At 69.6% G+C, this 20,266-nt stretch carries 17 protein-coding genes and 1 pseudogene; 11 read left to right on the top strand and 7 right to left on the bottom strand.

The window, feature by feature from the left end:
- Positions 1–5 precede the first annotated feature (5 nt).
- The 4 genes from AB0G56_RS06990 to AB0G56_RS06975 form a co-directional block, all read right to left on the bottom strand.
- Positions 6–410, bottom strand: a complete 405-nt coding sequence (locus AB0G56_RS06990) for a DUF742 domain-containing protein (RefSeq protein ID WP_006143017.1) — start codon at positions 408–410, stop codon at positions 6–8.
- On the bottom strand, positions 407–922 hold the full coding sequence (locus AB0G56_RS06985) for a roadblock/LC7 domain-containing protein (protein WP_061916021.1): 516 nt from the start codon (positions 920–922) through the stop codon (positions 407–409). Before AB0G56_RS06985 ends, AB0G56_RS06990 begins: the two co-directional genes overlap by 4 nt.
- A gap of 70 nt (positions 923–992) precedes the next feature.
- Entirely contained in the window at positions 993–2,510 is a 1,518-nt protein-coding gene (locus AB0G56_RS06980) for an ATP-binding protein (protein ID WP_360964839.1), read from the bottom strand.
- A 182-nt stretch (positions 2,511–2,692) separates the two neighbouring features.
- A complete protein-coding gene (locus AB0G56_RS06975; RefSeq protein WP_360964836.1) occupies positions 2,693–3,085 on the bottom strand; it encodes a DUF6415 family natural product biosynthesis protein in 393 nt (130 codons plus the stop codon).
- Between the two features lie 378 nt (positions 3,086–3,463).
- On the opposite strand from AB0G56_RS06975, the gene AB0G56_RS06970 reads away from it, so the two are divergent.
- The 4 genes and pseudogenes from AB0G56_RS06970 to AB0G56_RS06955 all read left to right on the top strand — a co-directional run bounded on the left by AB0G56_RS06970 (position 3,464) and on the right by AB0G56_RS06955 (position 6,180).
- Complete coding sequence (locus AB0G56_RS06970; RefSeq protein WP_360964833.1) at positions 3,464–4,258, top strand: aminotransferase class IV family protein; 795 nt, start codon at positions 3,464–3,466, stop codon at positions 4,256–4,258.
- A 9-nt stretch (positions 4,259–4,267) separates the two neighbouring features.
- Positions 4,268–5,185: an SUMF1/EgtB/PvdO family nonheme iron enzyme gene (locus AB0G56_RS06965; RefSeq protein WP_360964830.1), complete on the top strand. Its 918-nt coding sequence runs from the start codon at positions 4,268–4,270 to the stop codon at positions 5,183–5,185.
- Between the two features lie 293 nt (positions 5,186–5,478).
- A pseudogene (locus tag AB0G56_RS06960) lies at positions 5,479–5,607 on the top strand (Tat pathway signal protein); the annotation flags it as partial.
- Positions 5,608–5,679: 72 nt separating this feature from the next.
- Entirely contained in the window at positions 5,680–6,180 is a 501-nt protein-coding gene (locus AB0G56_RS06955) for an SAM-dependent methyltransferase (RefSeq protein WP_360964827.1), read from the top strand.
- Positions 6,181–6,242: 62 nt separating this feature from the next.
- Here the strand turns inward: AB0G56_RS06955 and AB0G56_RS06950 are convergent, their stop codons facing one another.
- The gene (locus tag AB0G56_RS06950) at positions 6,243–6,752 is read right to left on the bottom strand and encodes an ATP-binding protein (RefSeq protein ID WP_360964825.1); all 510 of its coding nucleotides are present in this window, start codon (positions 6,750–6,752) and stop codon (positions 6,243–6,245) included.
- A gap of 131 nt (positions 6,753–6,883) precedes the next feature.
- Here AB0G56_RS06950 and AB0G56_RS06945 point away from each other — a divergent pair, with 131 nt between their 5' ends.
- Positions 6,884–8,125 carry a helix-turn-helix transcriptional regulator gene (locus AB0G56_RS06945; protein ID WP_360965212.1) on the top strand — a complete coding sequence of 414 codons (1,242 nt, stop codon included), beginning with the start codon at positions 6,884–6,886 and terminating at the stop codon, positions 8,123–8,125.
- A 65-nt stretch (positions 8,126–8,190) separates the two neighbouring features.
- On the opposite strand, the gene cutA is transcribed toward AB0G56_RS06945, so the two are convergent.
- On the bottom strand, positions 8,191–8,517 hold the full coding sequence (cutA, locus tag AB0G56_RS06940; RefSeq protein WP_006143010.1) for a divalent-cation tolerance protein CutA: 327 nt from the start codon (positions 8,515–8,517) through the stop codon (positions 8,191–8,193).
- Positions 8,518–9,555: 1,038 nt separating this feature from the next.
- On the opposite strand from cutA, the gene AB0G56_RS06935 reads away from it, so the two are divergent.
- From AB0G56_RS06935 to ggt, 6 genes are all read left to right on the top strand, one after another.
- A complete protein-coding gene (locus AB0G56_RS06935) occupies positions 9,556–10,773 on the top strand; it encodes a tyrosine-type recombinase/integrase (RefSeq protein WP_360964822.1) in 1,218 nt (405 codons plus the stop codon).
- 489 nt (positions 10,774–11,262) lie between these two features.
- Positions 11,263–12,567 (top strand): alpha/beta fold hydrolase, encoded by a 1,305-nt coding sequence (locus AB0G56_RS06930; protein WP_360964819.1) that lies wholly within the window; start codon positions 11,263–11,265, stop codon positions 12,565–12,567.
- Between the two features lie 185 nt (positions 12,568–12,752).
- Positions 12,753–13,388 carry an MBL fold metallo-hydrolase gene (locus tag AB0G56_RS06925; RefSeq protein WP_360964816.1) on the top strand — a complete coding sequence of 212 codons (636 nt, stop codon included), beginning with the start codon at positions 12,753–12,755 and terminating at the stop codon, positions 13,386–13,388.
- Positions 13,389–13,489: 101 nt separating this feature from the next.
- Positions 13,490–14,269: an exodeoxyribonuclease III gene (locus tag AB0G56_RS06920; RefSeq protein WP_360964814.1), complete on the top strand. Its 780-nt coding sequence runs from the start codon at positions 13,490–13,492 to the stop codon at positions 14,267–14,269.
- 104 nt (positions 14,270–14,373) lie between these two features.
- Complete coding sequence (locus AB0G56_RS06915; RefSeq protein ID WP_360964811.1) at positions 14,374–14,820, top strand: DUF6278 family protein; 447 nt, start codon at positions 14,374–14,376, stop codon at positions 14,818–14,820.
- Positions 14,821–15,568: 748 nt separating this feature from the next.
- Positions 15,569–17,380, top strand: coding sequence for a gamma-glutamyltransferase (gene ggt / locus AB0G56_RS06910; RefSeq protein WP_360964808.1), 1,812 nt, complete (start codon positions 15,569–15,571; stop codon positions 17,378–17,380).
- Between the two features lie 192 nt (positions 17,381–17,572).
- On the opposite strand, the gene AB0G56_RS06905 is transcribed toward ggt, so the two are convergent.
- Positions 17,573–20,125, bottom strand: a complete 2,553-nt coding sequence (locus AB0G56_RS06905; RefSeq protein WP_360964805.1) for an ATP-dependent Clp protease ATP-binding subunit — start codon at positions 20,123–20,125, stop codon at positions 17,573–17,575.
- Positions 20,126–20,266: the final 141 nt, after the last annotated feature.

Below are 20,266 nucleotides of genomic sequence, written 5' to 3'. Positions count from 1 at the left end.
CCGGGTCACCCGGCCTGGGGGTAGGCGATGGCATCGGGCCACTTCCTCTTCAGGCCCGCAGATAGGGCCGCCAGCAGTTGTGCAGAGGGACGTGCATGCGCGTCGGACGCGGCATAGGCGGTGACGGGGACGACCAGGGCGTCGGCGTCCAGGAGGTCGGAGATAAGGATCTTGACGGCGGTTACGGGACGGCCGAGTCGGCCCGCCAGCTCGGTCACCGAACGCCGGTGCTCCCGGCACAGGGCGAGGATCTCTGCGCATTCTTCGGCCTGGCCCGGGCCGGGCCGCCCGGGTCCGGCGTCCAGCACCGTGTCCAGGCCGAGCAGATGCCGTGGCCGGGTGCGACCGCGCGTCAGGGTGTAGGTCCGCACGAATGTCGAATCCTCGGCCGCGCTCCCGTGTGCGGTCACCGGACCTCATCACCCGTGCCGACGCGGACGGGGATCTGCATGTAGGGGGCGAACTTCTGCACCAGGCGCCCCATCTCGAACCCGACGGTGCCGGCATCGGCGTCCATGGTCGCGATCACCGCGAGGACCGTGTCCACCACTCCCCGTTCGTTGCCGGGATGGCCCTCGAAGGCCGCGCTGCGACCGGAACTCTGGACGAAGATCAGACAGTCGTCTCGCTCGATGACGACCTGCCTCGCCGGCCTCTTCTTGTGGGTGGGACCGGTGATGTTCGCCGCGAGTGAGGCCACTCCGCTGATGGCGGCCGACAGTTCGTCCGCCCAGTCCTTGTCGACGTCGCTGTCCAGCAGCCGCAGTCCGTCCCGCGAGAGCAGGACGGCGTGCGTGACGCCCGTCGTGTCGGAGGCGAACTGCCGCAGCAGCCACGCCATGTTGTCCCGCTGTCCGCTTGCCGTTGTCTCGGTTGCGGGTGCGTCGCCGGTCACGTTGTTCATCGCGGGGTGGGTACTCATAGGGATCGCTCCAGAAAGGGGGGAAGGGCCAGCGGATGTAACGGCCACCGGGAACGTGGAGGGACGAGGTTCAGGGCCTGGGGTGCTCTGTCGAAGCGGTGGGAGAACCGGCTTGCCCGCCGGCCTGGATGCCGGTGCGGAAGGCGGCTGCGAGCCCTGGCGTCGCCGCGATCACGGGGGCCTGCTCCCGCTCGTGTGGCGGATGGAAGGTGCCGGCCTGGCGTCTACGCGTGGGAAGGGCGGGCGCATCAGCAGAGTGACCTGCCCGTGCGGGTTCCGGAGCCCCTGCGGTACCGGGGTGTGGGACCTGCCCCGGCCTCGGAGTGGCTGGAGTCGCGGCAACCGGCTGCGGTTGCGGCGCCAAGGGGCGGGCGTCCTGGGGCAGCGCGCTCGCATCGTCGACGGAGGGAATCGCTACTAGGAGCCGTGCCGGGATGACCACCAGGGCGGTGGTGCCTCCCGTCACGTTCTCCTGCAGGAGAACGGACAGCCCGTGCGACTGGGCGATCTTCGCGGCGACCAGCAAGCCGAGCTGCCCCGCTCGCACCTGGCCGCTGACGTCGACCTCTTCGGGGGCCTGGAGCAGGTGGTTCATCTGCGCCCGCGTCTGCGGATGCATGGGGATGGCCCGGTCCTCGACCTCGACCGCCAACCCGTTCGCCACCCGCTGCGCACGCACCATCACCTTCGTAGCCGGATCGGAACACTCACAGGCGTTCTCGATCAGCTCAGCCAGCAGGTGCGTCAGGTCCGGACCCACATGGCCGGGAAGGCCCAGCTCCGCGCCCACGGACCCCGCCGCAACCGCCACCCGCGGATACTGCACGACCTCGGAGACGGCGCCGCGCAGCACGCTCTTGACGGGAACGGGCCGACGCACGCTGCGCAGAGACTGCCCGCCCAGCACCGCCGTGCTCTCGACCTGGCGACGCATCCGCGTCACGAGGTGATCGATCTCGAAGATCTTGGCGAGCAGCTCCGGGTCGTCGGTCAGCATCTCCAGCTGACTCAGTGCCTCAAGCGCCTTGCCGACCAGCGCGTGCTCGCGCATGGCCAGGCGACGCAGCACTTCCAGGAGTACGACGGACTGGGACTCGTCGTGCACCCGTATCAGCGACGCGATGGCCTGCACCTGGAGGGCACTCAACGCCTTGTTGATCTCGACGTTCGGACTGGCCGATGGTGGCACCTGCAGGTCCGGCAGCGGCGGCCGTCCCCCGCGGCACAGCTCGTCTGCCGACCACTGCACCGACTTTTCGACGGCCGCCGCTGCTCCTGCGATCGCTGCCAGTGCCGCTGCCTGGGCATGCTCCGCAGCCGTCTGCACGGCCCCTGCAGCCGTTCGCGCTCCGCGAGCCGCCAGCGTGGCGACCCCCGCCAGTCCGCAGACCAGGCCGGCGAGGAGCCAGCCGGGGCCCACTGCGGACACCGACCAGAGGATGAAGGCGGCACCAAGCAGTGCGGCAAGGAGCACTAGGGGCAGTGCGACGGCGCGGTGGACACGGTGCAGCGTGAACGCGTCGATCTGAGGCCGCCGTCGGCGGTGGCCGGTGGCGGCTGGCCCTGCCGCAAGGGCGCTGTCAGGCATGGGAATCCTCGTCAGGGTGGGGGTGGCTACGCGGGCTCCGGCGTCAGGTCTGCGCAGGTCTGGTGTGTGCTGCGTGGGGTCGAGCTCCCGTGGAGCGATGCGGCCGCTTACTCGATCACCACGAAGAGCCAGCCACGCCATGGGACCGAGAATCAGCGCGATCAGAACTGCCCCGGCGGCGGTCATGTCCGGGGCACCGACGCGGCCAAAACCACGCAGGCGAGGGCGAGAGCGAAGATCGCGCCGCGCAGCACGTTGATCGGCGGCTTCCACCAGCGCCGTCTCTGGACCGGCTTCGCAGGGGACACGTCGTGGGCCTGCACGGCAGCGATAAGGTCTTGGGTTGCCTCGGCCAGCCTGACCAGATGGACCCTGCTGGGCATGTAGCCCTCGGGGATTCCCGCCGACGCGAGTTGCTGCGCGCGGCGCAGTACGGGTGCTTCCGGGGGCACAACCAGCCCGAGCTGGCTGACGTGACCGCGAAGGCGGCAGGCGAGTTCCTCCACGTCGGCGGCGCTCTCCGGCAGCGGCGACTCCTCGTCCAGCACGAGCGCCACCGTCTCCGCTGCGGCCATCGACCGATCGCGGTCAGGGCCTGGTTCGGCACCGACAGCGCCCTGTCCGCTCGGGCCAACGCGCTGGCTGGCGTCCCGGCGGAAAGTCAGCCGACGACGCATGAGACAACTCCTGTTCGCATGAGGCCAACTCGGCTTGGCCGTGGTCGGTGAGACGCCTGGTGTCGGGCGCAACCGTGTCCTCCCAGGCGGGTGGCACACGGGAGCGCGGCATGCGGCGTCGTGACATCGCGCCGCGCTGATCACCTCGCCGATCACTCGACGTGATTGCGCGGTGACTAGAGAACACCTCGCGGTGAAGCCTGGGGAATGACTTTCAGATGACGTTGACTCGTCAGTAACCCTGTTTGGGGTGCCGCCGGAGCAAAGGGGCCTGACATGCTGGGCGCCATGGTGACTCTCGATGGAACGCCCGTATCCGTAGACGACCTGCTTCCCTTGGCGCTCACAAACGTCGGCCACTTCACGTCCATGCGCGTCGACTCCGACGGCACTATCCGCGGCCTGACACTGCACATGGAACGCCTCGCACGGGACTGCAAGATCGTGTGGCATGCGGCTTTGGACACCGACCGTGTGCGCGAGTACGTCCGTCAGGCCCTGGAGGCAGAGCCCCATCCATGCGTCGTGCGTGTCACGATCTACGACCCGAAGGTCGAGCTGGGCCATCCGGCCGACGCCAACGAACCGCACGTTCTCGTGTCCGTGCGCGGAGCCGGCGCCCTGCCGCCGGCTCCGCTGCGCGCCCAGAGCCTGGTCTACGAGCGGGACCTCCCCGAGGTGAAGCACGTCGGCCTCTTCGGCGCGTTGCACATCAGGGGCGCGGCCCAGCGAGCGGGCTTCGACGACGCCTTGTTCGTCGGCCGCGACGGCTTCGTCTCCGAGGGCGGTACTTGGAACGTGGCCTTCATCGACCAGGAAGGCACCGTGGTGTGGCCCGACGCCCCCGTACTGCCCGGCGTCACCATGACCCTGCTCCAGCAGCAAGTCGAACACCGCACCGCTACCGTTACGTTGGAACAGGCGAAAGGCATGGCTGCGGCCTTCGCGACGAACACCTCGATCGGCGTCCGCCCCTTGGCCGCGATCGACGACACCCAGCTCCCCGTCGAGCACCCCGTCTTGACGCGGCTCCAGGAGGCGTACCTGTCGATCCCCGGCGAGACGCTGTAAAGCAGCACCATGGCGGGGGTGACTAGGTGGACCGGCCGTGAAGCCGAGCTGCTGCGCAAGGCCATGCGGAAAACACAGAAGGAGTTCGCTGAACTGGTGGGAGTCAACCCCCGTCAGATTCCTCGCTGGAAGAGCCGGGCGGAGACCATCGAACTCGAACTCGACAACCAGGCAGCCCTGGATACTCTCCTGGCCCAAGCCGAGCCCGACGTCCAGCAGCGGTTCGCCACGCTCCTGACCGAACGTGCCGCTGCTGAGCATGATGAGCGCGCCGAGGAACTGCTGCGAAAGGACCCGAGCACCCGCCGGCACCCGATCGACGGGAAGGTCATGGCCCTCGTCGAGGAGGGCATCTACCTCTCCGGCCCCGACAACCGCGCTGTGTGGCTGGAGCCGTTCTTCATCGACGTCTACCCGACGACCAACGAGGACTACGCGAAGTTCGTACAAGCCACCAATCACCGGCCACCCCAGCACTGGCCTGACGGCCGCTGCCCCGCCGCCCTGGCCACCCACCCCGTGGTGTGGGTGACGTGGCACGACGCGACCGCATACGCCCGCTGGGCAGGCAAAGCTCTGCCGACCGCTCGGCAGTGGGAGAAGGCGGCTCGCGGAGCGCGCGGGCGCATCTACCCCTGGGGCAACGAACCGACCGCCGCGAAGGCGAATACGGCCGAGGCCGGCATCGACGCGACGACCCCCGTTTCCCGTTACCAGTCCGGCGTCAGCCCATTCGGGATCTGCGACATGTGCGGCAACGTCTGGGAGTGGTGCTCCACCGAAGAGGAGCCCAGCAACGGGCGGTACCACCTGAAAGGCTCGGCGTTCACGTCCCCGATCGAACGGGCTGCGCCGTCCTTGATGAACACTGCCGCTGCCTCGATGAAGGACAACGACACTGGATTCCGCTGTGCTATGCCAGCGTGATTCGGGCACCGTGAGCGACCAGTCGATCCTGCATCGGCAGCCGTGAGAGACGGCTCCGGCCATCAGGGCGCTACCCGCATCAGGCGAGGACGGGGCGCACCTCGTACTGCGGTTGCTTGTCATCAGCTTGCCGCCAATCTCAGCTCACACCATGTGATGGCGCCGGCGTCCTCGACCCCGCCAGGCCCCTCGTCCCTCTTGGGTGAGCGACTGCACGAGCACCAGGCAGCGGCCGTTCTCGTCGGCGTCACGAGGGGCTTCCTGCCGGGCGCGGCCATGACAGATGTCCAGCCCAGTCCGGTCGTGCCCGCGACGGCATCGTCCGCATTCAGAGCGAGCTGCCGCCTGACCGGCAACGCGTCGGTCGCCACGTCACCGAACTGGACCACCGGGCACGGAACATGCTGCGGGACATAGGCTGACCGCGACACGGGCTCAGGGCCCCGTACGGCAGCTCGTGGATCCGCGTCTCCAAGGGGGAGGAACCAGTACCGGTGACGACGTACGAGGTCGAATCGATCGCAACGGTCGTTGGCGGCCACACCTGCGTTCAGGATGACTACCAGGGTGGGGTCGAGTCGGTCATCCGATTCAACGACGCATACCCCCTGGAAACCCTCCAGGGCATCGATGAGTTCTCCCACTTGACGGTGACGTGGCGCTTCCACCTGGCGCGACCCGAAGACGTCCAGCTCCACGCGCGCAGCCCCCGCGGAAATCCGGGCTGGCCGCCGACCGGTACCTTTGTCCACCGCAACCACCGGCGTCCCAATCAACTGGCGGTCAGTTACCCGCGGTTGCTCCAGGTCGAAGGACGGGACCTGTTGGTCACCGATCTCGACGCTGTAGACGGAACGCCCGTGATCGACTTGGCACCGTACTTCGAACAGATGGGGCCTCGTGGCCCGATCCGTCAGCCCGCCTGGCCCGGCGAGATGCTCGAACCGAATTACTGGGCGAAGGCAAGCGAACGGCCCTCGGAGCGCCCTGTATGACAGAAGCGACTGAGCTGCCCGGCTTGCCATTTGCATCGTTGGGAACCAACTGGAGGTCTGGCTCAAGCTGCAGCCCTCGCGTCTCGGAACTCACACCACGTCTCCTCGCCGTTGCTCTCCCATGCGTCTGAGATCGCATCGACCAGCCGGATCCCGCGCCCCGATTCGCCGTCGGGTCCGGCTTCCTTGAGCACAGCGGGCGCCGGGTTGTGGTCGGTTACCGAGACACGCACCACGTCGACGGCCACCGTGATGCGGAGCACGACTTCGCCCTCACCGTGGACCACGGCGTTGGTGACCAGCTCCGAAACGGCCAGTACGACGAACCCCGCCACCGGCTCCGAAACACGGCACCGCCGCAGGAACGCCCTGGCTATGCGCCGCATCTCCCCGACCTTCGCAAGGTCGGGGAGAAGGGCCGCCTGACAGGCATGGGATGCCGCCGGTACCTCTGCCCTCGCCCATGCGCCGGCCTCATCTTCCTGAACCGGCCTGACGCATGACGCGCCTGCTGTAGCCGCACAGCTGCGGATGCCCCCGCCGGGCGGGGCCGCCTCTTGGAGCCTGGTCATGTGGGCTATGGCACCGTGCGGCGACGCCGTCGACCAGGGGAATCCAGAGGGGGAAAATCATGTCAAGGGGGAAACTGAAGGGGGGAATTGAGGCCATGATTGGATTCCGCCCACCGACAGAGGTCACACTCATGCCAGACCCGTTCGCCGACCTGCTCCTCCGGCTTCGGCAGGAGGCGGGCCGGACACAGGAGGAGCAGGCGGAGGCGATCAACGCTGTCTCCGGCCGGGACACCATGACCCGCCGAGAGATCAGCCGTTATGAGAACTTCGAGAACATTCCTACCAACCACACAATCGGCCACATCGCGGCGGCCTGCGGTGTCCCCTTCGAGGAACTACAGCGAGAGGCCAAGGCCGCCCGCGCTCGGAAGAGAAAGGGGCATGCCGATGCAGGGGAGGACCAAGACGCCGTGAAGCGTCGCACGCTCCTGGGTAGCGCCACTATCGGCGTGAGCGTGGCCGCCGAGCCGTGGGGGCGCCTCGCCTTCGCCCTCAGCAAGGGGAACAAGATCGATTCGCCCGCTGCCGCCGCGCTCATCGACCGAGCCGCTGAACTGCACGTCCAGGAACTCAACCTCAGCGCGCGGCGGCTACAAAAAACGGTCGAGTCGCATCTTGACGCGATCACTGCGGCCCTGCCTCGTGCAGGCGAACACGAAGGCGCTCTCACCATCGCCGCCGGGGAAACCGCCGCTCTGGCCGGTTGGGTGGCCTGGGACCTGGGGGAGCACGACAAAGCCAACGCCTACTACAAGGTCACGTCGCAGTGCGCGGCGGCTGCCGGGCATCCTCCACTCCGAGCCCTGGCCCTGACCTACAGCAGCTACGGCGCTTTGACGCCAAAGGCGAAGATGGAGTTCCTCTCCCAAGCCGCCAACGACGTGCGAGGCCACGGTAACGCTACTGCTGCCGCCTGGGTTCTCGGTAGGCAGGCGGAAGAAGCTGCGGCGGCCGGCGACGAGGTGGGGGCGCTCCAGGCGTTAGACCGAGCGCGCTTCGCCTACGATTTCGCGGACCACACCAGCGAGCAGGCATGGGTCAGGTTCGTGACCCCATACCGCATGGACTCGTTGGCCCTGTCCGTGTACGGCCAGCTGAGGCGCCCCGAGCTAACGTCCACAGCGGATACCGCGGTCGACCGCCTCGGAGACGGGCTACCGGACGGGGGCGTCGTAGTCCTCGGTGATCTGGCGTCGGCCCTACTGCGTGGGGGCGACGTCGACCAAGGCGTCTACGTGGCCCGCCAGTTCGCTGCGGCGGCACAGGCCAAGCCCAACACCATGGGCAAGGAGCGGGCGGCGGCTATTGCAGCGTTGCTCCCTGACAGCGAGCACGAACTTGCCGTTCATTTCCGGCGGTTCGCATCCTGATCCACCTCGGGTGGCACGCGGCAAGCCCAGGGCACCAACGTCGCCGACGCCCGGCCCGTGGCTCCTCAGTCGGATTCCGTTTCCTCGAAGACCCAGGACAGGTACGCCTCCGACCCGCCGGTTACGGGCAGTGTGATCCATTGGGGGACGTCGTACGAGTGCTTCTCGTGCACCCACGCTTCTAGCGCGGGAAGACGGTCTGTCGTAGTCATATACGAGATGCGCCACTCCCGCGCCGCCTCGACCTTCCCCTTCCACCAGTAGAAGGCGGTGATTGGCGCATCGATGTGGACTCCCGCTGCCAGCTTGCTCTCGACCGCACCTCGGGCCAGCATCGTCGCCTGCCCCTCGTCGTCGCTGGTCGTCTGCGCAATCACAATATCGTGGGCCATGCAACTACCTCTCCAGCTCGGGTACCGCGACCCTACCCGGCCGTCCAGGGCACACCGAAAGCTGGTAGCCACCCCTCAATGCGAGTGAGGCTCGACCACGTGCCTGTACCAGTCAGGTGCCGGTGGGCCATGCGGGGTGGCGCGTCGCTTCGGCACCGCGGTGGCAGGTTCTCATCAACGAGGTCGTGCGGCTGCATGAGGCAGGCGCCGGGGCTCGTGCGCTTCACAAGCCCACGACAGGAGGATTTGCTGGCTGTCGGCGGCCATTCGCTCACGGCAGACGAGAAATAGGACCACAGGACTGGATACCTCCGTCCGGACCATGTCAACGTACAACGTCCCGGAAAACACCAGGCCAGGATGTGCAGGTGGTCCACTGCGGCTCGGGTTGCGAAATGCCTTGGAATCCTGCACCCGTTTGACTGCCTTGCTGGCAGGGCTCCTACTCGGGGAGGTCCGCCTGTCTGACCCCGCTATTCGATCCGCTCGCTTCACTGCACCCGCTCTTTATACCCGCGGCGCGTCTGAACGCCTGGTACAGCCAGGCAGCCGGCGACTACGGGACCCTTTCCGCCGAGCTGTACGTCTGCCTTTGCGTGGCTGGCCTGTTCGGCGAGGACCTGTTGCAACCCGGCTATCGCAGCGTCAGTGCCGCCCTCGCATACCGTGCGGCACGTCTTGGCGCCGCCACACGGCAAGTGGCACTCGCCATCAGGACGAGCGACTCGCTGCCCGGAATCTCGACCGCCTCACCGATGACGGTCTGCTCGTGCTCGCCACGGACGGCGCGCACCTGGTTGCGCGTCGGCTGGCCCTGGCTGCGGCGAGCCTAAGCCGATGCTGCCTTCGTGATGCGGTGCGCAACATAGACGACGATCGCCGGTTAGCAAAACCGGCGATCGTGAGGTTCCTTGAGGACGTTCGCATGCGCGGCTGTGCTTGGCGGCGGAGCTGCAGCGAACTCAGCAGCTCGTGAAACGGAATGGCACTGGTCTGGTGCCAGCCAGATGATCCGGCGCCCTGCTCGTGCAGGTCCCCTTGAAGGAGAGTGAGTACCCCCTGTCCGTTCCGATCAAGAAGCTTCCACCCAACTCCAGGGGACAGGTGCGCTACCGGTTCGTAGTCGACGTAGGCATCGACCCTGCCACCGGGAGGCGCAAACAGCTGACTCGTACGTTCGCCACTCTCAAGGAGGCGAAGGCTGAGTACGCGCGCATCACCAACCGCCGCGAGGAAGGGACGTTCGTACTGCCCAACCAGATAAATGTAAATGAGTGGCTTGATCAGTGGCTGGCCATGAAGGCAGAGGATCTGGAAGAGACCACTATTTACAACTATCGGGTTACCCTCGATCGAGTTCGGGAGAGGTTGGGGCGCATCCGGCTTCAAGAACTCACCGAGGAAGATGTAGAAAACTGGATGCACTGGGCGTTGAAGCATGGGCGGTTGCGCGGTGACAAAGCAGGTACTCCGCTTGGAGTGACCAGCGTGGAGATGAGTCTCGCCCGATTGAAGGACGCCCTGAATCGAGCCGTTACGCGTCGGCTAGTAACCATGAATGTAGCCCAACATGTGACCATCCCACGTAGGGCACGTAAAGAAGAGCGAAAGAAGAAGCAGGAGGTGAAGCCGTGGAACGTGCAGGAGATTCAGACGTTCATTCACGGTGTCCGGACAGAACGGCTTTACGCTGCTCTCTTGCTGTCCCTCATGGGTCTACGTCCGGCTGAAGTCTGCGGACTCCGATGGGAAGACGTGGACTTGGAAGCCGCCACGATCACCATAGCCAACACGCGGACAATGATGGGGAATCGGTACGTTGTGGAGAAAGACACCAAGTCCCTGGCCGGGGAACGGGATCTTCCTTTGCCGGCGCCGGTGCTGGCTGCCCTCAAGTCGTTCAGGGCTCTCCAAGCCAAGGAGAAGCTCGTCCTCGGTGAGGCTTACTCGGATTCCGGATACGTCGTGGTGCACGAGACCGGGGAAGCCTTCACGATCAAGCAGCTCCGCAGACGCGCTTACCGGCTCATGGAGATCCTTGAACTCCGCAGAGTGCGCCTCTACGACGCTCGCTCCTCCTGCCTCACATACCTCGCCAACAAAGGCGTGCCGGATCACATCCTTGCCCGGTGGGCCGGACACACGAACGTCAAGACCACCAAGAAGTGGTACGTGAAGCCGGACGTGGAGGACCTCCGCGGAGCCGCCACAACGTGGGACGGCCTGCACGGTGCTGCGACGGAGGGGCAAGCGTGACTCAGGCGGCCTGCCGATTGAGCGACCTGCCCAGCCGTATGGCAGTCAAATCGAGTGAACCCGGAAGCCGCTGCTGGCTGTGGACCAGCGACGGCAAGGGGGAAGGGCGGCCAGGCTACGGCCAACGTCTCCCCTCCTGCGAGGGAAGGCAGAGCTTGCCCGCCGTGTGGCGTTCGGGCTGTTCGTCGGTGAATCCCGGAAGGTTTTCAGGTGCCTCATGCCGATCCTTGGGGACGGCACTACACGCTTTGCTGCAAACCAGACCGTCTGGAAGCCGTGCCGAGGGTGGGAAGCTGTGCGGCGCAGGGATTGCGAGGGTGCGCGAGCCGGGAGGACGCACTGTCCCCACGGTCAGGCGTGCACATCGAAGAACCCGTACGTGGACCCATGAGGGTCTCGGCAGCGCCGGGCATGCCGCGCCGCGAGGTCACGCGCCGCCGGGTTCCCCTGACCGTGTGAGATTTCGTGAGACGTGAGAGGGTCTGGGGCGTGAGTGAGACACCCCCGAACACCCTGCAATACCGCTTTGACGGGCCAGAAGACGCTCCGGTCCTGATCTTGGGTCCCTCACTGGGTACCACATGGCACATGTGGGACCGGCAGGTCCCTGAGCTGACGAAGCAGTGGCGTGTCTTCCGGTTCGACCTGCCGGGCCACGGCGGCGCGCCCGCGCATCCGGTCGGTTCGGTCGAGGACCTGACCGCCCGGCTGCTGGCCACCCTCGACGGGCTCGGCGTGCAGCGCTTCGGCTACGCCGGCTGCTCGCTGGGCGGCGCGATCGGCGTCGAGCTGGCCCTGCGCCACCCGGAGCGCCTCGCCTCCCTCGCTCTGATCGCGGCCTCGCCCCGGTTCGGCACGGCGGACGAGTTCCGCCAGCGCGGGGTGATCGTCCGTACGAACGGTCTCGACCCCATCGCCCGTACGTCCCCGGACCGCTGGTTCACCGCCGGGTTCGCCGCCGCCCAGCCCGCGATCACCGACTGGGCCGTGCAGATGGTGCGCACCACCGACCCCGGCTGCTACATCGCCGCCTGCGAGGCGCTGGCCGCCTTCGACGTCCGTGCGGAGCTGGGCCGGGTCGGCGTGCCCACGCTGGTCCTGGTCGGCTCCGACGACCAGGTCACCGGCCCGGCCGAAGCCCGCACACTGGTCGCCGGCATCCGGGACGCCCGCCTGGCCGTCGTGCCCGGCGCCTCCCACCTGGTGCCGGTGGAGCAGCCCGCCGCCGTGACGGACCTGCTGGTGCGGCACTTCTCCACGGCATGGCAGCCCGCCTTCGAGTCGAGCACGGGCCAGATGGCGATCGTCGCGGCACCGGCCAAGCCCGTCCTGGCCCCGCCGCCGCAGACCCCGCCGAGCGCGCCGATCGCCGAGATCGCTCCGGCGGCGGTGCAGCCCCAGCCCACGCCCGGGGCGGACCCGTACGACGCGGGTCTCAAGATCCGGCGCGAGGTGCTCGGCGACGCGCACGTGGACCGGGAGCTGGCGGAGGCCGACGACTTCTCGGGGGACTTCCAGGAATTCCTCACCCGCTCCACCTGGGGCGGCGTCTGGGGCCGCTCCGGCCTGGACCGGCGCACCCGCAGCTGCGTCGCGCTCACCGCCCTGGCCGTGGGCGGCCACCTGGAGGACCTGGCCGCGCACACCCGGGCCGCCCTGCGCAACGGCCTCACTCCGGACGAGATCAAGGAGGTGCTGCTCCAGACCGCGGTCTACTGCGGGATGCCCGCCGCGGGCAGCGCCTTCCGGGTGGCGCAGCGGGTCATACAGGAGGAGACGACGCCCACCGAGTGACGCCGGTCGGCCCGCGGGCGAGCGGAGGCGTCGGGCCGGGGACGCACCGGGCGGAAGGGGCCGCCCCCACGGCCGACCACCCGGTCCGTCAGGCCCCGCGGTGAGCGAGGTCATCGTCCAGCCGGGCACCAGGAACACCACGCTGAACGGGCCGCGCGCCCGGTACACGCGGCAGGATGGGACACATGAAGCTCACGAAGAAGTCGCACGCCTGTGTCCGCCTGGAGAAGGACGGCCGGACCCTCGTCATCGACCCCGGCACCTTCAGCGAGGAGGACGCCGCGGTCGGCGCCGAGGCCATCCTGGTCACGCACGAGCACCTGGACCACTTCAACGAGGACCGGTTGCGGGCGGGCATGGAAACCAACCCGGCCGCAGAGATCTGGACCCTGAAGTCGGTCGCGGAGCAGATCTCGGCGGCCTTCCCCGGGCGCGTCCACACCGTGGGCCACGGGGACACCTTCACGGCCGCGGGCTTCGACGTGCGGGTCCACGGCGAACTGCATGCCGTGATCCACCCGGACATCCCGCGCATCACCAACGTCGGCTACCTGATCGACGGCGGCAAGGTCTTCCACCCGGGTGACGCCCTCACCGTGCCCGACCAGCCGGTGGAGACCCTGCTGCTGCCCGTGATGGCGCCCTGGAACAAGATCGCGGAAGTGATCGAGTACGTTCGGGAGGTCAAGCCGCAGCGTGCCTACGACATCCACGACGCGCTCCTGACCGACCTGGCCCGCCCGGTCTACGACCACCAGATCGGCTCCCTGGGCGGGGCGGAGCACCTGCGGCTGACCCCGGGGGCTTCCGCCGACATGTGAGGCACCGGGGCGGCCCGCGGGGAGGGGCCGGCCGGCAGGGGGCCGGCCGGCAGTGGGCCGTGCAGCGGGGGTTGTCAGTGCCTCCCGGTAGGTTGTGAGGCATGCGCATCGCGACCTGGAACGTGAACTCGATCACCGCCCGCCTCCCGCGGCTGCTCGCCTGGCTGGAGAGCAGCGGCACCGACGTGCTGTGCCTCCAGGAGGCCAAGATCGCCGAGGACCAGTTCCCGTTCGACCAGCTGCGCGAGCTGGGTTACGAAGCGGCGGTCCACGCCACCGGCCGGTGGAACGGCGTGGCGGTGCTCTCGCGAGTGGGCCTCGACGACGTGGTCAAGGGCCTGCCCGGCGACCCGGGGTACGACGGCGTCGAGGAACCCCGCGCCCTCTCGGCGACCTGCGGCCCGCTGCGCGTCTGGTCGGTCTACGTGCCCAACGGCCGCGAGGTGGACCACCCGCACTACGCCTACAAGCTGCAGTGGTTCGAGGCGCTGAGGGCGGCCGTCGCCGGCGACGCGTCCGGCAGCCGCCCGTTCGCCGTCCTCGGCGACTACAACGTCGCGCCGACGGACGACGACGTCTACGACCGCACCGCCTTCGAGGGCTCCACGCACGTCACCCCGGCCGAGCGCGCCGCCCTCACCTCCCTGCGGGAGGCGGGCCTGTCCGACGTGGTGCCCCGGCCCCTGAAGTACGACCACCCCTTCACGTACTGGGACTACCGCCAGCTCTGCTTCCCCAAGAACCGCGGCATGCGCATCGACCTGGTGTACGCCAACGAGCCCTTCGCCAAGGCGGTCACCGACGCCTACGTCGACCGGGAGGAGCGCAAGGGCAAGGGCGCCTCGGACCACGCGCCCGTGGTGGTCGACCTGGACCTGTAGGCGCCGGGGAGACGACGGCGTGGACGGCCCGGCACTCCCCGCGGACGCACTCAGGGCGGCCCGCCCTGTGGTGCGCGCGGCGGTCGCGGTGTCACGCTGGGGCCATGGACCTCCCGTTCCTGGGCAACTGGCGCAAGAGGCACGCACCGGCCGTCGGCGTCACGGTGATCTCCGCCGGCGACGGCTCCCCGACCGCGGCGGATCTCGCCGACCTCTTTTCCACCTGCGAACAGTTGCGCGCGCTGGCCGCCGAGGCCGGCGTCCGGCTCGACGGGTCGCCCGCCTCCCTGGAGGCACTCGACCAGCTGCTGCCGCGCTGGCGGGACGACGCCGAGACGGTGTCGTGGCTGGGCATCGACGCCGGGCTCTATCTGGGCACGGTCATCGTGCGCACGATGCCTGGGGCGGCCTGGGAACTGTGGCCGAACGGCCATCCCGTCGTGCGGCTCGCCTCCGGCCGGGAGATCGCCGTCGTGGAGGCCGGGCACGCGTGGGCCGAGGAGGGCGTACCGGAGCTCTCCCAGCTGTATGCGGAGGTCGCCGAGGGCTGAGCGAGCGCGCCGGCGGAGAGGACAAAGACCCCGGGCGACGGAGATTGCAGCAAACGCCGCAAAGTCGCCGTTGACGTTCCCGCGATGCCGCGTCGGCGGGCCTTCCTCCACGCCGGAGGACTCATCGGCCCGAACCTCGACTACGATATGGCGTTCGCGACCGTCTCAGGGGGCAGCGGTCCACAGAGCCATACCCGGCCGGCGGCAGCCGGAGATCACTGCTCGCGCGGCGGTACGGACAGCCACTCCGGGTCGTCCGCAGGCGAGCAGAAGGTCAGCTGCGCGCCGGGCGGGTTGTGCTCGACGCGGAGCCGACGGACCGGCGGGCTCCGCTTCCGGCGGCGGCGAGCCGCCTCGCCCGGGAAGGCGCGCAGGAGCCCCCGGTTCCTCAGGGGCGAGTGCGCCGGATTCGAACACGCTGCCGGGTGCGCGTGCGCCGACCGGCTCTCCCGCCCACGGCCCCAGCCGCGGCCCGCCCGGTACGTCGAACGCCGACGGTGACATCCCTGTCCCGGCGGAGGAACCGGTACCTCCCACACCGGAATCAGGCATGCCGGGCGGCCGACCCCGGCGGAGGCGCCGGCGGAGTTCACGCTCCCGGGCGGCGAGGCCTGCTCCGGGGCTCCGGGACCGAGCACGTCGCGCGAGGAGCGTGCCGGCGGCTCGGACGGTACCGTGTTCGAGATGGTCCTGACGGGATCATGGCAATGGAATAGGCTGCGCGGACGGTCTCTGACTGGAGGTGCGGATGCGTCGCCCTGGTGTACGGAAACTGACGGTCCTGGCGGTCTCGGCCGCCGTGGTCTCGGTGGGAGCGGCGGCACCGCCCGCCGCGCGGCCGGACGTGAGGCCGAAACCGGTCGAGAAGGTTCCCGTGGCCGCCGGCTACGGCGGCGCCGTGGCGAGCGTCGACGCGGACGCCTCGGCCGCCGGTATCGAGGTGCTGAGGAAGGGCGGCAACGCCGTCGACGCGGCCGTGGCCACCGCCGCCGCCCTCGGCGTCACCGAGCCCTACTCCTCCGGCATCGGCGGAGGCAGCTACTTCGTCTACTACGACGCCAAGTCGCGCACGGTGCACACCATCGACGGCCGCGAGACCGCGCCGCTGAGTGCCGACGAGGACCTCTTCACGGAGCACGGCAAGCCGCTCTCCTTCGACGACGCCGTCACCAGCGGCCTGAGCGTCGGCACCCCGGGCACCCCCGCCACCTGGCAGAAGGCCCTGGACGAATGGGGAACCAGGCGGCTCGGTACGGTCCTGAAGCCCGCCGAGCGGCTCGCCCGCGACGGATTCACCGTCGACGACACCTTCCGCTCGCAGACGGCGGCCAACGAGACCCGCTTCCGCTACTTCCCGGCCACCGCGAAGCTGTTCCTGCCCGGCGGGCGGCTCCCCGCCGTCGGTTCGACCTTCAAGAACCCCGACCTCGCCCGCACCTACGAGGAGCTGGCCAGGAAGGGAGTCGGCGCCGTCTACCACGGCGACCTCGGTGACGAGATCGTCGACACCGTCAACCGCCCGCCTCTCGCCCCCGGTTCGGGCTGGAACGCCCGGCCCGGCAAACTCGCAGAGAAGGACCTCGCGGCCTACCACGCCAAGCTCCAGGCGCCCACGCGCACTTCGTACCGCGGCCTGAACGTCTACTCCATCGCGCCGTCCTCCTCCGGCGGCACCACCGTCGGCGAGGCGCTGAACATCCTGGAGCGGACGAACCTCTCCAAGGCGAGCGAGGCCCAGTACCTGCACCACTACATCGAGGCGAGCCGCATCGCCTTCGCCGACCGGGGCCGCTGGGTCGGCGACCCCTCCTTCGAGAACGTGCCCACCCGCGGCCTGCTCTCCCAGCGCTTCGCCGACTCCCGCGCCTGCCTGATCAAGGACGACGCCGTCCTCACCAGCCCGCTCGCGCCCGGCGACCCGCGCCGGCCCGCCGCGTGCGGCGCCGGGGGGACGGCCGCGCCGACGACGTACGAGGGCGAGAACACCACACATCTGACGACCGCCGACCGCTGGGGCAACGTCGTCTCGTACACCCTCACCATCGAACAGACCGGCGGCAGCGGCATCACCGTCCCGGGCCGCGGCTTCCTGCTCAACAACGAGCTGACCGACTTCTCCTTCGCGCCCGCCAACCCGGCCGTGCACGACCCGAACCTGCCGGGCCCGGGCAAGCGGCCGCGGTCGTCGATCTCACCCACCATCGTGCTCGACCGGCACAACCGCCCCGTGGTGGCGCTGGGTTCGCCCGGCGGCGCGACCATCATCACCACCGTGCTGCAGACCCTGACCGGGTTCCTCGACCGCCACCTGCCGCTGGTCGACGCGATCGCCGCGCCCCGCGCCAGCCAGCGCAACGCGGCCCAGACCGAACTCGAACCCGCCCTCTACGACAGCCCGTTGAGGAAGCAGCTGGAGGCGATCGGCCACTCCTTCAAGCTCAACCCGGAGATCGGCGCGGCCACCGGGGTCCAGCGGCTGCCGGACGGCAGGTGGCTGGCGGCGGCGGAGAAGGTGCGCAGGGGCGGCGGTTCGGCGATGGTCGTGCACCCGGCCCCGTAGCGCACCACCCTCCGGCCCCGTAGCGCACCACCCTCCGGTCCCGTGGCGCACGCGCTGCGAAGGGGCCCCGTAGCGCATGTCCGTGGCGCACGTCCGAAGCGGTCACGTAGTGCACGACGGACGCCGGGGGCGGGCCGCGGTCGCGAGCCCGCCCCCGCCCCCGGCGTCCGGCGCCGTCCCCCGGCGCCGTCCTCACTCGGTGGGCGCCGGGGCGGGCTCCCTGTCCTGCGGGCGGAAGGAGAGCCGGCCGTCCTCGACGTCCACCGTGACCCGGCTGCCCTCACCGACCCGCCCGTCCAGGAGCAGCCGGGACAGCTGGTTGTCGACCTCGCGCTGGATGGTGCGGCGCAGCGGACGGGCTCCGTACTCCGGCTGGTAGCCGCGCTGCGCCAGCCAGTCCACGGCCGCGTCGGTGAACTCGACGGCCACGCCCTGCGCGTGCAGCAGCCTGCGGGTCCGCTCCAGCAGCAGGGCGGTGATCTGCCGCAACTGCTCGGGGGTGAGCTGACGGAAGACGACGATCTCGTCGATGCGGTTGAGGAACTCGGGCCGGAAGTGCTCGCGCAGCGGGCGCAGGATCTGCTCGCGCCGCGCCTCCTCGTCCGCCTCCGCGCCGCCCGCGCCGAACCCGATCCCGGCACCGCGCCGGGTGATCGCCTCGGAACCGAGGTTGCTGGTCATCACGATGACGGTGTTGGTGAAGTCCACCGTGCGGCCCTGGGAGTCGGTCAGCCGCCCGTCGTCGAGCACCTGGAGCAGGATGTTGAAGACGTCCGGGTGGGCCTTCTCCACCTCGTCCAGCAGGAGCAGCGAGTACGGGTGGCGGCGTACGACCTCGGTGAGCTGGCCGGCCTCCTCGTGGCCGACGTACCCGGGCGGGGCGCCCACCAGGCGGCTGACCGTGTGCCGTTCCTGGTACTCGCTCATGTCGAGGCGGACCATGCGGTCCTCGCTGCCGAACAGCGCCTCCGCCAGCGCCCGGGCCAGTTCCGTCTTGCCGACGCCGGTCGGGCCGAGGAACAGGAAGCTGCCGATGGGCCGGTCGGGGCTGGCCAGACCGGCACGCGAGCGCAGCACCGCCTCGGCGACCACGGCGACGGCCTCCTCCTGGCCGACGACCCGCCGGTGCAGGTGCTCCTCCAGGCCGAGCAGGCGCTCCTTCTCCTCCTGGGTGAGGCTGCTGACGGGGATGCCGGTCTGCCGGGACACCACCTCGGCGACGGCCTCGGGGGTCACCTCCAGGTGCTGCCCCTCGTCGGCCTCCTCGTTGCCGCCGGTCTCGGCGATGCGCCGCTTCAGCTCGCCGATGCGGTCGCGCAACTGCGTGGCCTGCTCGTACTGCTCGTCCGCGACCGCCTGGTCCTTGTCGCAGGCGAGCTGTTCGACCTCGCGCTCCATGGCCCGTACGTCCGTGCCCTTGGTGCGGGCGCGCAGCCGTACCCGGGCGCCCGCCTGGTCGATCAGGTCGATCGCCTTGTCCGGCAGCCGCCGGTCGCTCAGGTACCGGTCGGACAGCTCCACGGCGGCCACCAGGGCCTCGTCGGTGTAGCGGACCTGGTGGTGGGCCTCGTAGCGGTCGCGCAGCCCGCGCAGGATCTCGATGGCGTCGGCGACGGTCGGCTCGGGCACCAGGATCGGCTGGAAGCGGCGGGCCAGCGCCGCGTCCTTCTCGATCCGCCGGTACTCCTCCAGGGTGGTCGCGCCCACGACGTGCAACTCGCCGCGGGCGAGGGCGGGCTTGAGGATGTTGCCCGCGTCCATGGAGCCGCCCTCACCGCCGCCGCCCGCGCCGACCACGGTGTGCAGCTCGTCGATGAAGACGATCAGGCGCTCGGAGTGGGTGCGGATCTCGGTGACGATGTTGTTCAGCCGCTCCTCGAAGTCGCCCCGGTAGCGGGTGCCCGCGACGACACCCGTCAGGTCCAGGGCCACCACCCGGCGGCCGAGCAGGATGTCGGGCACGTCGCCGTCGGTGATGCGCTGCGCGAGCCCTTCGACGATGGCCGTCTTGCCGACGCCCGCGTCACCGATCAGCACCGGGTTGTTCTTGCCGCGCCGGGAGAGCACCTCGATGGTCTGTTCGATCTCCTGGTCCCGCCCGATCACCGGGTCGATCCGGCCCTGGCGGGCCGTCTCGGTGAGGTCGCGCCCGTACTTGTCCAGGGTGGGTGTGCCGGTGGGCTGCCGGTGCTCGGTGCCCGGCGGTGCGCTGGTGTCCTGCGTCTCCGCAGGCAGGCCGGAGGCGGCGAACCGGGCCGCGTTCAGGATGTGCCCGGCCGCCGAGTCGGGGTTCATCGCCAGGGCGCTGAGCACGTGCTCCGGGCCGATGTACCCGGCGCCGCTGGCCCGCGCCATGTCGTGCGCGTCCAGCAGGGCCCGCTTGACGGCCGGGGTGAGGGAGAGGGCGGTGGGCGGTGGTGCGTCGCCCGGCGGGCTCTGCGCGGGCCCGGACCGCTCGTCGATCTGCGTGGCGAGCGAGTCGGGGTCCGCGCCCGACCTGCTGAGCAGGGAGCGGGTGGGTTCCGTGGCGAGCGCCGCGCGCAGCAGGTGCTCGGTGTCCAGGTCCCGGCTGCCGTGATCGGCGGCGTACTGCGCCGCGCCCTTGACGAGTTCCCGGGCGGGCTGGCTGAGGAGCCTGCCGATGTCGACGTGCCGGGGACCGGGGCGGGTGCCGCCGAAGAACCGGGCGAAGAATTCGCCGAAGGGGTCGCGATCGCCCTCCGGGCCGACGAAGCCGCTGGTCATCGCTTTCCGTTCCTTCGCTGACGGGTGGCTCCCGCCGGGTAACCGGGTGAGCGGGGCTCATGCCCACGGTTGCACGTTCTGTGCGCTCGGGCATGTCGGGCGCGGGCGTGTCCGGTCCGTCCGGGCACGTCGGGGGCCCAC

It is taken from the genome of Streptomyces sp. NPDC021356 (assembly GCF_040641015.1).
Taxonomy (GTDB): Bacteria; Actinomycetota; Actinomycetes; order Streptomycetales; family Streptomycetaceae; genus Streptomyces.
Note: the sequence above shows the minus strand (reverse complement) of the source record. Positions and strands in the feature narration are given on the sequence as shown.